The following is a 12,086-nucleotide window of genomic DNA, read 5'->3' on the forward strand; positions in this document are numbered from 1 at the left end:
CCGTCATATAATATATATATTTTTTTTTTTTACATCTTACCCTCTCTCCCTCCCCCCCCCGTCACAGGCCGGCCAGGGAAAAAGTTTTAAAAAAAACAAAAAATTTCTCCCCCCCTCTCCCCCCCCCCCCCCACGTGTGTGGTGTCAGCCCACCCCCACCAACAACTCCCCCATCTCTCTTGGGATGGTTTGTTTCCCACCGGGAAAAATATTTTTATTGCGCGGTTGGATGTGTTGTGGTGTTTTTTTTTTTCTGGGAGAGGTGGGTGATTTTTTTTTTTCGGCGGGGGCGGGGGGGAGATAAAGCTCCGGGTGGGGGACTTAAAGGAAAGAAAAATAAAATCACCTCTCCAACATCACTTTTTCTTTTCTTTTTTTTTCCACCATTTCTTCCTCTTATAAAAAAAAACCATTACACCCCCGCCAGAGGGAGGGCCTCCTGAGAGGTTTTTTGGTAAATTCACCGTGAATTTTTCTCCCCTTTAAGATTATCTCCCTAATAAGGACAATAGGGTGCACCTTATGTTTATTAAGATGAACAGGAATCATAATGTTTAAAAAATATTACATAAAATTTCCCAAAACCTTCTTAAAATTCTACTAATNTCAAATTTAAAAAANCCTTNATGGCCACCGGGGTGACTAGTCAGAGGGGGGGGGATCATCTCCCATGCCCAGTACGACGGTTTTCATCTGGTCGGTCAGCATTACCTTTGGGATGCCCCCAAAATATTCAAAAGCATGAATCAAGCAACGAAGAAAGCTGTGAATGTCACAACGCTTAGTGAACTCTATATAGGTGGAACGAGAGTACCCCAATACCATGACAAATACCGGCACTTTTCGGACTGTACCGTCCAAATCTACGTAATCACACAGTCCCCAGTCGACCTGTGCATATTCACCAGGTTTCGTCTCGTAACGAAGAACAGCGGGAACTTGTTTGGGAGGACGGAAGTCCTTCACATAGTCTTTCAAGATGGTACGTCCCCCGGTATACCCCTTTTCTCGTAGAAGATCGAATAAAACCTCGCAGTTATAGATACCTTCTTGAAGACGTTCCTGCAGGAACGGTTTATACGGATCAAGCTTGGAACCACGAGATTTACGGGTTCCCTTTTCGGGGGAGAATTCACCCCGGAGATATCGGCGAACTGTATTTCGAGAATGCCCCGTTAGACGGGCAATTTCACGAATACTCTTGCCTTCTGCCCTCATGGTATGTAACGATATCACTATCCCACTCCTTAGCATGTGTCTCCCTCCGAAGATTAACTTGGCCGTTAATTACGAAGGGGATATATTCGCTAAGGGTGGGTCATTTTCTTTCCGGCGAACCTGGGTCAATTATATCCCGGCGGTGACATAAGGCCGACTTATAATGCAGTTCGAAAATAAGTTTACTAAAATCCTTGTCAACCTTCTTCTTTCTAGTAAAAAGCCTTTTAAATATAGACATAGTAGCACCCTAAGAGGTTTTTGGTAATTTTATGTAATATTTCTACACATTATGATTCTATTCCTCTTATTAATATAGGTGCAAATAATGTCGCAATAAGGCGATAAGTTTATAAAACCAACTCCTCCTTTATTTTATCTATAGATAAAAGGGGGGTGAATGCTAAAAAGATATGTACTTATAAACTAAGAAAAAGTTAAAAAAGAGAGGAAGGAAGCATTGATGAAAAGAAAATCTTTAATGGCAATTATTATTTCTAGCATAATGTTACTGTCTTATTGCATGAACGCATTTGCAGGTATTGTAACCCCGCAAGTTGATTATCCGGACATTACTTCTAGCTTCAGTCAAAAAATGATTAGTAACGCCGCAAATATCGCTTATTATGCTCAGGTCGAAAAAGGACAAGGAACTTACCCACTAGCTACTGGTGAGTATTTTGCCAGTAAAGTAAAGTCTGGGGGAGCTTGGGACTACAAACGTACCTATGGAACATCTTCTTTGTACTATTTCAAAGGAAATATTAAATCAGGAGAAGACCTTGGTAATATGCACTATGGTTATGTAGGAAGAGCAGCTGGTTTTAGTAGCACCATACTTAAAACTGCAGCCGGAGCTTACCAAATATACTCTGGCACATCATACATTGGTTGGTACAATTCTTATTTTGATGATCCCAGAGACCAGACTCAAATCACCTACGGTATCAGCCTTTGGGATAACAATACCTTGCTGAGTAGCAGCATGAGTGCAGAAAGCCTAATTGAAACATTATCTGTTGAAGAGAAGGAAAAAATTAAACAACAAGTTATAGAAGATGTTAAAAAGATTAAAGAAAAGCAAAAAAACAAAGAATAATAATTTAATACAGCCACTAGTAGCTTCTAGTGGCTGTTACAGTACCTATTGAATATTTTTAAAGACCTATCATAAAATGGTATAGGGGTATAAATATGCTAAAAAAATCTTATTACAAAATAATAGCTGTAATATCTTTATTTTTGCTTTTTGCATACTTCGGTATACACTATTTCTTATTCTCACTTTCCTATCTGCCTGAAGGCACACTAATAAAACAATCATTATCTCCAAATGGAGAGTATACCGTTAATGCATATCTAGTAGATGGAGGATCACTTTCATCAAATGCTGTTCGAGTGGAGTTACAAAACAATAAAAGTGGTAAGAAGAGAAACATCTATTGGGACTATCGGATAAATACAGTTGAATTAACTTGGATAAATGATACCGATATCATTATCAACGGACATAAGATAGATGTTAAAAAAGATACATATGATTGGCGTAGAGATAAAACAAAGACACAATAGTATAAAATAAAAGGCGAAAACATGACACACCGGAGGGAATATCAAAGGTGAGAAACCCTACTTTTAAAAAGATATTAGAGCCAATTGCAAAATTCTTAGACCATATAACACACGGGTCTAAGAAGCGTAAGCGACAAACCAGCCGTCACCTAGAATCACAAATACAAAACTGATACACTGGGCTATGAAAAACTTGAAAAACCACTAGTGGTAAATCAAGACGAACAGGAGTATCAGCAATATGAATACTAGAGAAATTGCTGCGGAATACCGCCTGGCACACTGGGCACAGATAGTGCGCAGAAAAAATGAAAGTGGCCTTAGTATTAAAGCCTTCTGTGCAAGCGAGGGATTCCGTGAAAACACCTACTACTATTGGCAACGGAAACTGCGAGAGGCTGCCTGTGAACAACTGACAGAAATTCGAACTGAGCATACAAAGTTGTCTTGCCTAGTCCCACCAGGATTTGCCGAGTTGAAAATTACAGAAGCACCTGAAAAGCTGCCTGTCCAGAATGATGCCAAACAGAGTGAAATCCGCATTGAACTTGGAGGAGTGCGGATTGCTGCGGACAGTACCTATCCGGTAGAAAAGATAGCCGCACTGCTTGGCCTGTTTAAACAGCTATGCTAAGCCTTGCCGGAAAAAGGGTATTTCTTGCCTGCGGTCACACAGATATGCGGAAAAGCATCAACGGGCTTGCCGCCATAGTGGAAGGGAGTTTCAAACTTGACCCATGTGACGGGGCAGTGTTCGTATTCTGCAACAGAAGCCGCGACCGCATAAAAATATTGGAATGGGATGGCGACGGGTTCTGGCTTCACTTCAAACGTCTGGAAAAAGGACATTTTCGGTGGCCAACGTCCGGTGAAGAACAGACCCTTGTGCTAACAGGTGAGGAATTGTCAATTCTTTTAGGTGGGACAAGGGTGGCATTAAAGCTAAGGCGAGAAGAACTGATGGGAAAAAGAATTACATAAAAACAAGCAGAAAATCAACTAAAATAGACAAAATTACTTGCTTTTCAAAGTTTTCCATGAGAACATGGAGATATGGAAACTGCAAACAACTGGATCGAAATAATAGCCAAAAAGGATGCCCGTATAGCCGAACTGGAGATGCTCGTAAAATTTTACGAGGAACAGTTTCGGCTTTCTAAACATCGCCAATTTGGACCATCAAGCGAAAAGGGTACTTTGCCCGGTCAGCTTGGTCTGTTTGACGAGGTTGAAAAAGAGGCTGATTTACAAAAAACCGAGCCGGAGCTCGAAAAAATTGCCTATACCCGCCGCAAACGCATTGTGGCCACGCTTCGTCTAGTCAGGGGGGGGGGGGTGGAGACGGTGGAACATACACTTCCCGAAGAAGAACGAGTTTGCCCAGAATGCGGCGGGATGCTGCATGAAATGGGACATGATACCCGGCGCGAGCTTGTAATCATTCCGCCTCAGGTTAAGGTTGTGGAGCATAAACGTGCCGTACTATCCTGCCGGAACTGCGAAAAAAATGGCGACCATGTGCCTATAGTAAAGGCGGAAATGCCCAAGCCGCTAATCAGCGGAAGCCTTGCTTCGCCATCCGCAGTGGCCCACATCATAACACAAAAATATGTTCAGCATATCCCACTATTGGGGCAGGGTCGAGTAGTCAAAAGGCAAGGGGTGCGGCTTTCCCGCCAGACTATGGCCAACTGGGTCATCCGCTGCAGTGAGGATTGGCTGTTGCCCATTTATGAGCGAATGAAGGCTATATTCTGACGCAGGATGTGCTTCATGCTGACGAGACCACTGTGCAGGTTTTACGGGAACCTGGGAAGACTGCCGTTTCAAACAGCTATATGTGGTTGTACAGGACAAGTGGGGATACAAAACGGCAGATTGTTCTCTTTGAGTATCAACCCAGCCGGTCAAGCACCCATCCGCAGCAGTTTTTAAAGGGTTTTAGGGGCTTCCTGCACACAGACGGCTATGCTGCCTATCACACATTGCCCGAGGTCACAGTTGTGGGCTGTTGGGTTCATATGCGGCGTAAATTCGAGGATGCCCTTAAGGCCATTCCAGATTCCGAAAGGGCTGTATCATCAGCAAGTGATGCCGTTAGGCGCATCGGCTTACTTTTCCACCTGGAAGAACAGTGGGAAAGTTTAACCCCTGAAGAACGCTACAAACTGAGATTAGAGAAATCTAAGCCTCTGGCTGAGGCTTTTTTTGGCTGGCTTCAAACGCTGACTGTCCTTCCCAAAACCGCTATGGGAAAGGCGGTGCATTATGCATTGGAACAGAGCGAATGGCTAATGAATGTCTATCTTGACGGGCGTACCGAACTTTCGAACAACCGGTCAGAAAATGCCGTACGTCCCTTTGCCTTGGGCCGCAAAAATTGGTTGTTCTGCAATACGGTCAAAGGAGCTATATCAAGCTCGGTAGTTTATTCCATCGTAGAAACCGCCAAAGCAAACGGGCTGCTGCCCTTTGAATATATGAAATTCCTACTTGAAACTGTTCCATCTACATCAGTTGGGGAATTGGATGCCCTATTGCCTTGGGGCGAAGCCATCCCTGAAAAATGTCGCATGCCATTAACAAAGGAGAGTGCCTAAGATGTCCAGAGGCAGCGCAACTAAATTTATGATGACCTTTGTCCAGGAATATCTGGACGGAAAGCGTAGTCGCTTAGATTTTGATCTAGATTTTAACAAAGCACTATGCAAAAATGGAACGAGAAAATCCGGATCTTGCAGAGTGCTTTAATTATTACCTGGCTGAAGAGGGATTTGACCAAGCGGTGGGCCTGTCGGATGACCGGCACAGAAGGTTAATTCAAAAACAATTTAATAAATTCAAAGCAGCTCTGTGTGATGGATTTTTCTAGGGTGGAGTCAGTTATCCATATCCCCTTCATCCATTCCTGGGCGCTTTTTTTATATGTTAGCATACCCGTAGTGCTGACACTAGGTGATGTAGGGTTTGACGCTTACACATAATCAGTTATAAACTAAAATTATAATTAGGCCCTTATGTTTTTTTAGTGTTTATAGCATTTAGTAACTGTGTTTTCGTTTATTTTCAAAGTCGGAGAAGATGTGCCAAGTGCTTGAAGTGTCAAGAAGCAGTTATTATAGCTGGCGTAAAAGGCCAAAAAGCAAACGTAAAAAGGCTAATGAAAAATTGTTGGAAGAGATCAAGGACATCCATAGAAGATCCCGGGGATGCCTCCCGGCGAGGGCTGGGGTTTGGGGGCAGGCCCCCAAGGGAAATGGTGTAATACTGTGATTCACTTAAAAGTAGCAGTTCCGCGTGTCTATTTAATCGGGAACACCCCAAACTGAGTTGTTAAAATATCTAGAGAATTGGTTAATCAAATTTAGAAACTTTTTTATCACCGGATCGGTGAGTGAGTTATTATGTCTGCCCAGTTGTTAAGTTTTTGTACTTAAAATTATAAGGTTGGGAATCTTAGAGTTCCCAACCTTTTTGTTTAAAAAATATTGTACTTAACTCATAGCCATGAGAATTTTATTGTATAGTTCATCCTTCCGCTTTTGAAAAAAGGTGTTAAAGTCATCATTACGGATCGCATTTACATCAATAACATGTGTTCTTAACAATTGATCCAGATTTGCAGCGGGGATGTTATACTTGTTTTGCAGATTGTTTAAGTAAGTGCTTGGGGCATTGCCGCCAATAATTCCATTTGTCCTGCTGGATAAGGGGGTTTTATTGATTACAGAATTATAATCTTCTGGTGGTATTCCTTTACTGCGGCAGTAGGCAACCGGGAAAATATGGTGAATATCAATACTATCGTTGTAATATGTCTGAAGGTCAATAGGAACCCCCGATAAAAAGTCTTTACTACCCTCCCGCATAAGTAAGACGTGAACACCTTTATATGCAGCACTGTTTCTGGTTCTAAGACTCAACAGTCGGTTGGGATCAAAGTATGCCTCGGTAATTGTGTCCGGTAAGGCACCTCCCTTAATCCACTCAACCACCTGTGGTAAGTCCCGGGCAAACCGTGTTTCTACGGCACCCCCATATAGTTCTCCAAAAACGCCACACCAGTACCAGCGGGCAATCATTTGCCTAACTGTTTGGTTATGTGCCAGTGTTCCTAACTCCACAAAGATAGTGGCCAGGGGTATTAGCTGGGTGGCATAAGGTAAATCACGGTTGGAAAAGATTTTTTGCTCCATCAAAAACTTGGCGGCATCGTAGAATCCCTGTGTAACCTTGTCCGCCCATGTTTTGTAATCTTGTAAACTCAATTTTAAAATATCCTTACGTTTGCAACTCACTGCAGCTGAAGGGTTAGCTTTCTTCCGTTGATATGTTACCAGTAACGTAATGGCCTGTAAAAAATCAGTGTTGCTGAGTCCTTGTAGAATTGGGTCTTGTTTAAGGTGTGTATTAAATGTGTGACTTGCAGGACATTTGCTTCCTTCGGAGCGGCATTGCCAATCTTCACGAAGGGAAAAATTTTCGGCCGCAAAGCTGGCGGTCAGCAATTCAAATACCGTCAATGAAACGCCGCCGGTATTAACATTTTCAAACACCTGACAAACGGCATCTTTAGGAGTTGTGTTTAATAGCATAATGACCGGCACTTGATATTGGGTGAAAGCAGACTGGACAAAGGTGGTAAATTGAACCCATTTTACAGAACGCTCAGCTAGTTTTTGGTTGTCGCCTCCCAGATAATCGGCTTGCCATTTGAATAACTCCGGGGGGTTCATTATTAAGTGAACCGGAACGACACCGGCAGCACATTCCTTTTCTCTGGTTGAGTAATCTGCGATAACCTGATTGTGCATTCCACGCACAAGTTTATCCTCAGGAACCGAGAGTACGGCTTCTTCTTTATCCGAGTTAGGGTCTATGCACTTTTCAATGTCCAGGTAATACCAACGTTTTACTTTATTACCTCTGGTATCTTTGGTTATAACTGGTTTACCGGTGCACAGGGCTTGGTAAAGAGAGGTAAGGCGTTGCTGTCCGTCAAGTATCAAGCGATCGGGGTTAATCGGCCCATTTAAACTGACCCCTTCTATGGGACGGGGCAAGAAGTTCACATTGGGATTACCGGTTTGCAATAGCATAACAGCACCGATGGGGTACGACTGTAAGACACTGGCCAGGATACGGCGAATCCGCTCATCGTCCCAAACCCAATCCCGCTGGAAGTCCGGTAACTGGGTTTTTCCTGAACCAATGGAATCTAACAAAGTTGTTAGTAGCTCGGATGTACTGTGAAAAATAGTTGGCAAATGTTTCTCCCCCCGTTAATCAATAAATAATTAGGTTTTACTTTCTATGGACTTTGGTCATATCCTTTTAGCTTTAATTAACTTTTTGGTACTGGTATTGTTTTGACTCACAATTACAAATAACGAGAGTTTTGGCTTCCATCAATCTACATACGGTTAGGTTATATAAATCGCTCAAAAAATGGGGCGTTTTTTTATGCCACTGACAAACTGTGGTCGTGCCGGGTTGTTAACATTTAAGCAAAAGAATTGGTATAAATGCAGCCTTGTGTTGCAGAAATCCCGGTAGTTATCAATTAAACGGTGGTGCCTATGTTTCTGAAAATTTGTCCCGTGTGTGATAACAAATCCTACAGTGCAGCTTCAAAAGGACAGTGGATTTGCCCCTACTGTGGCAGTGATATCAGTAAAGAGCCATGCCAGCCGCTTAGGGAGAAAAAGAGAGATAAGGAGGTCAACCATAATGGAACAAATTAAAGTTGATCTGGCGTTAGACAAAACTTTTCTGCTACCCGGCAATAAGCAGGCGGCCTATCTCATGATTAAACTTACTGCACCGGAGCAAGTAGTTAAGGAAAGACCGGTGCAGAATCTTTCCTTTGTCATTGATCGTAGCGGCAGTATGTCCGGAGAAAAGCTGGACTACACCAAAAAGGCAGTTACCTTTGCCGTTGGCCATCTTAGTCCTCAGGACTATTGTTCGGTGGTGGCCTTTGATGACATGGTTACGATGGTGGCCCCATCCCACAAGGTGGAGAACAAAGATGATCTTAAGATGGCGGTGGAAAGTATCTATCCCGGTGGCAGCACCAATTTAAGCGGAGGCATGCTGCTGGGTTTAAGGGAAGTTAAGCTGGCTCACAAGGAAAACCAAATTAATAGGGTGCTGCTGTTGACGGATGGTATGGCCAATGTGGGAGTGACGGACCACGGTGCCCTGGTGGAGAAGGCGCGGGAAATGGCAGCCGGTGGGGTTAATCTCTCTATTTTTGGATTGGGTGATGACTTTGAAGAAGATTTGCTGCAGGCAATGGCCGAGGCCGGTGGAGGTAACTTTTATTATATAGAAACACCGGACCAAATTCCGGGGATTTTTGATCAAGAGCTGACCGGTTTACTCAATATTGTAGCCCAAAACCTGTCAGTGAAAGTGAAACCGGGTCAGGATGTAGCAATAACCGGGGTATTTGGCTATCCCTTTACCACCGGTGAAGGGGTTACCGTGAACCTGCCTGATATATATAGTGGGGAAACAAAAATTTTGCTGCTGGAACTGGTGATATTGCCGCTGGCTGAAGGGACCCATAAGCTCCTTAGTGTAGAGCTGGATTATGCAGACGTTCGGGAAAACCTGGCACTGGTTAACCTCAAGGCCGACCTGAGCGTAAATGCCAGTGCAGAACCGGGTGACGGACCTGCTGAAAACGTAGAAGTAATCAAGCAGGTGGAACTGTTCCGCTGTGCCCAGGCTAAGGAAGAAGCCATCCGCCTGGCTGATCAGGAGGATTTTGAGGCCAGTCGCTTTGTCCTGGAAAAGCAACTTTTAAAAATGCAGTCCCTGGGAGCTAGCTTATCCTGCAGTGAGATTAATATGGAAGTGAACGAACTGCAAGAAAACCTTTCTTATATGTCTGAAGGCAGTTATGACAAGGTTTTAAGGAAGAAAATGTCCTTTAATGTGTACCAGCGGAAGAAAGGGAGAGGTAATAATAAGGCATTTACAGGGTAGAGATGTTTTCAAGAGGCTGCAGAAAAAAGGGAGGACCATACAAATACCGGACCAATTGGGTTAAAGAACTGGATAAATATGTATTCTGTGGATGATTTAGGATAGTTTGAGAAGGTTTTTGTATAATCCCGCCGAATATTAAACATATGGAATATCCATTTGGAATTAGGGCGGGAGGTACCGGTATGAGTGTACGGCCAAAGAAAGATGCCACCCGGGGATTACGGCTTAATATGATGATCGATCTCATTAATAAAAAAACACCCTATGGCGGGGTAACTGTAAAAGAATTGATGGATAAGTTTGAAGTTTCCGAACGGCAAATTCACCGGGATTTAAACACCATTGTGAATGAAATGAGAGTCCCTTTAATAAAGCATGAGCGGGTTATCGAGGGCAGCAAGAGAACCTGCTACTGCCTGGAAGTTGGCTATTTACCCAGCCTGAGTCCGGAAAAGGCTACGGTGCTATTTTTAAGCCTGCTGCAGCAGAAGGGATCTGCCCTGACGGGTCATTTAAATGAATTAAAGGATGCGTTGGTATCTACCTTGTTCAAGTACCATTACGACCCCAAAGAGTTGGCAGTGGAAAAGCTGCAGAACCGTATCCACCTGGTGGAGGAAACCCTGGTGGAACCGGAACGGGTTGGTGAAATGTTCTCCAAGTTAGTCCAGGCCTTAAAGGATTGCCACAGAGTCAAGATTCGCTACTTTGTCACCCACAGCCAGAGGGAAACCGAACGAGTGGTGGAACCCTATGGCCTGATCTGCAAGCGGCAAAACTGGTACCTGGTGGGCAAATGCCTTACCCGTAACGCCATCCGGGTTTTCCGGGTTGATCAAATTAGAGATGTATTTCCCTATACCTCAGAAAAGTACCAATATCCCGCCGATTTTAATTTAAAAAAATACATGGCCCACAGCTGGGGCGTCATCAACGACGGTGAGGTCTGCCGGGTTAGGCTAAAGTTTAACCACCGGGTAGCCCACCGGGTAAAGAATTTGATTTACCATCCCTCGCAAGTGCTGGAGGAAGAACTGCCTGACGGTTCCATTATTGTTTCCTTTATGGTTTGTGGTATCAAGGAGATGAAAACCTGGATTGTCCAATGGGGGGATAATGTAGAAGTATTGGAACCGGGCTGGTTAAGAGAAGATATGTGTAAATTGGCGAAGGGGATTTGGCAGGTTTATCGGGATGCAAATTGAGATCTGTGCCTAAAAGAAGGTTTTTTATGAAAAGGTTAAAAACAGGGTTACTATCCTTGTGTTGTTCGGCTTTTCTATTTACTGCTGCAGCCTGTTCCTCTGGACCGTCTCCGATAGACGTTTCAAAAGGGTTTCTGGGGGCATTGAAAGAAGCAAATTATGAAAAAGCAGGTTTATACGGGTGGCAAATAAACAAATAAATTTGTTCCCCTGACACAGAAAAAGGCTTCTGGCAAAATTGCTAGAAGCCTTGATTTTACTGGCGTCCCAGAAGGGATTCGAACCCCTGACCTACGGATTAGAAGTCCGTTGCTCTATCCAGCTGAGCTACTGGGACATTTTTTTAATCAACACATGATATTTTAACATATGGTTTTGCGAAATACAAGCTAAAATTATTGTTTTATTTATAAACAGATTATACTTCCGGTAAAGTTTGGCAGTAAAATTTATGCCTCACGGTGGAAGGTTTTCTTTTTCAATCAAAAAGGAAAAACCCTGCCTTTTAGCAGAGTTAATTTACTGGTTGCGGGAGGAGGACTTGAACCTCCGACCTTCGGGTTATGAGCCCGACGAGCTGCCAACTGCTCTATCCCGCGCCAACCATCTTATTATAACTGGACTTTTAGGTAAAGTCAAATATTATTTGAGACATACCCTTGTTAGTTTTTCAACGGTTGGATCGTATGCGCTCACATATTTCATAAATAGCGGCCAACTCATCCTGGTCTGCTGTGGCCAACTTATTTAAGAAGTTGATTAGGCTTTCATCCATGTTCTTCTGATTTAGCTTAATTCTTTCCTGTTCGGAAAGAGGGGGGCGTTTACCCGTCTGTATTTCATGCAGCATCTCCATCATTTGTTTGGCGCTTTCTTCGCTCAATTGCATGGGAATATACATTTTCAACAATTCCTTTTCCTCCTCAGTGATAGAGGCAGGCTGAATTTGGTTTTCATTTTGCATATCCTGGCGCAACCTGTTGAGCAGATTAACCAGATCGTCTTTGGTAAGGTGGGACATTAATAAACCTCCAATCTGAAAGATAATAACACAATTTAATTTTATCAGAAAAATTTAGACAAATAAAACAT

The 12,086-nt window shown here is 43.2% G+C and carries 9 protein-coding genes, 2 tRNA genes and 3 pseudogenes; 9 read left to right on the forward strand and 5 right to left on the reverse strand.

From position 1 onward, the window contains the following. Positions 1-651 precede the first annotated feature (651 nt). Positions 652-1,254 (reverse strand): annotated as a pseudogene (gene istA / locus DESHY_RS03970) (IS21 family transposase); the annotation flags it as partial. Positions 1,255-1,681: 427 nt separating this feature from the next. Between istA and DESHY_RS03975 the strand changes: the two are divergent. From DESHY_RS03975 to DESHY_RS14515, 7 genes and pseudogenes are all read left to right on the forward strand, one after another. Continuing rightward, entirely contained in the window at positions 1,682-2,317 is a 636-nt protein-coding gene (locus DESHY_RS03975) for a polymorphic toxin type 44 domain-containing protein (RefSeq protein WP_008410605.1), read from the forward strand. Positions 2,318-2,412: 95 nt separating this feature from the next. After that, on the forward strand, positions 2,413-2,790 hold the full coding sequence (locus DESHY_RS03980; RefSeq protein ID WP_052307677.1) for a DUF5412 family protein: 378 nt from the start codon (positions 2,413-2,415) through the stop codon (positions 2,788-2,790). 241 nt (positions 2,791-3,031) lie between these two features. Continuing rightward, positions 3,032-3,424, forward strand: coding sequence for an IS66 family insertion sequence element accessory protein TnpA (gene tnpA, locus DESHY_RS03985; protein WP_008410606.1), 393 nt, complete (start codon positions 3,032-3,034; stop codon positions 3,422-3,424). Between the two features lie 44 nt (positions 3,425-3,468). After that, entirely contained in the window at positions 3,469-3,771 is a 303-nt protein-coding gene (gene tnpB / locus DESHY_RS14840; RefSeq protein ID WP_235695512.1) for an IS66 family insertion sequence element accessory protein TnpB, read from the forward strand. Positions 3,772-3,909: 138 nt separating this feature from the next. Beyond that, positions 3,910-5,228, forward strand: a pseudogene (gene tnpC / locus DESHY_RS03995) (IS66 family transposase); the annotation flags it as partial. Further along, positions 5,226-5,390, forward strand: coding sequence for a transposase domain-containing protein (locus DESHY_RS14510; protein ID WP_476580436.1), 165 nt, complete (start codon positions 5,226-5,228; stop codon positions 5,388-5,390). The pseudogene tnpC and the gene DESHY_RS14510, both read left to right, overlap by 3 nt. Before the next feature lie 475 nt (positions 5,391-5,865). After that, a pseudogene (locus DESHY_RS14515) lies at positions 5,866-5,997 on the forward strand (IS3 family transposase); the annotation flags it as partial. A 287-nt stretch (positions 5,998-6,284) separates the two neighbouring features. Here the strand turns inward: DESHY_RS14515 and DESHY_RS04000 are convergent. Continuing rightward, complete coding sequence (locus tag DESHY_RS04000; RefSeq protein ID WP_008410611.1) at positions 6,285-8,057, reverse strand: GmrSD restriction endonuclease domain-containing protein; 1,773 nt, start codon at positions 8,055-8,057, stop codon at positions 6,285-6,287. A gap of 463 nt (positions 8,058-8,520) precedes the next feature. Here DESHY_RS04000 and DESHY_RS04005 point away from each other — a divergent pair, with 463 nt between their 5' ends. Both DESHY_RS04005 and DESHY_RS04010 read left to right on the forward strand, forming a co-directional pair. Continuing rightward, positions 8,521-9,786: a vWA domain-containing protein gene (locus DESHY_RS04005; protein WP_008410613.1), complete on the forward strand. Its 1,266-nt coding sequence runs from the start codon at positions 8,521-8,523 to the stop codon at positions 9,784-9,786. A gap of 185 nt (positions 9,787-9,971) precedes the next feature. After that, a complete protein-coding gene (locus DESHY_RS04010; protein WP_008410615.1) occupies positions 9,972-10,994 on the forward strand; it encodes a helix-turn-helix transcriptional regulator in 1,023 nt (340 codons plus the stop codon). 260 nt (positions 10,995-11,254) lie between these two features. Here DESHY_RS04010 and DESHY_RS04015 read toward each other — a convergent pair. The 3 genes from DESHY_RS04015 to DESHY_RS04025 form a co-directional block, all read right to left on the reverse strand. Then, a tRNA-Arg gene (locus tag DESHY_RS04015) sits at positions 11,255-11,331 on the reverse strand. Positions 11,332-11,517: 186 nt separating this feature from the next. Then, a tRNA-Met gene (locus tag DESHY_RS04020) sits at positions 11,518-11,593 on the reverse strand. A 71-nt stretch (positions 11,594-11,664) separates the two neighbouring features. Further along, positions 11,665-12,015 carry a hypothetical protein gene (locus tag DESHY_RS04025; RefSeq protein WP_008410619.1) on the reverse strand — a complete coding sequence of 117 codons (351 nt, stop codon included), beginning with the start codon at positions 12,013-12,015 and terminating at the stop codon, positions 11,665-11,667. Positions 12,016-12,086 lie beyond the last annotated feature (71 nt).

Origin of the sequence: Desulforamulus hydrothermalis Lam5 = DSM 18033 (genome assembly GCF_000315365.1) — a bacterium.
GTDB classification, from domain to species: Bacteria; Bacillota; Desulfotomaculia; order Desulfotomaculales; family Desulfotomaculaceae; genus Desulfotomaculum; species Desulfotomaculum hydrothermale.

What these genes read in the sequence shown, in the direction of transcription:
- DESHY_RS03975 (WP_008410605.1), top strand. Translation starts at nt 1,682, where the DNA reads ATGAAAAGAAAATCTTTAATGGCAATTATTATTTCTAGCATAATGTTA.
- DESHY_RS03980 (WP_052307677.1), top strand. Translation starts at nt 2,413, where the DNA reads ATGCTAAAAAAATCTTATTACAAAATAATAGCTGTAATATCTTTATTT.
- tnpA (WP_008410606.1), top strand. Translation starts at nt 3,032, where the DNA reads ATGAATACTAGAGAAATTGCTGCGGAATACCGCCTGGCACACTGGGCA.
- tnpB (WP_235695512.1), top strand. Translation starts at nt 3,469, where the DNA reads ATGCGGAAAAGCATCAACGGGCTTGCCGCCATAGTGGAAGGGAGTTTC.
- DESHY_RS04005 (WP_008410613.1), top strand. Translation starts at nt 8,521, where the DNA reads ATGGAACAAATTAAAGTTGATCTGGCGTTAGACAAAACTTTTCTGCTA.
- DESHY_RS04010 (WP_008410615.1), top strand. Translation starts at nt 9,972, where the DNA reads ATGAGTGTACGGCCAAAGAAAGATGCCACCCGGGGATTACGGCTTAAT.
- DESHY_RS04025 (WP_008410619.1), bottom strand. Translation starts at nt 12,015, where the DNA reads ATGTCCCACCTTACCAAAGACGATCTGGTTAATCTGCTCAACAGGTTG.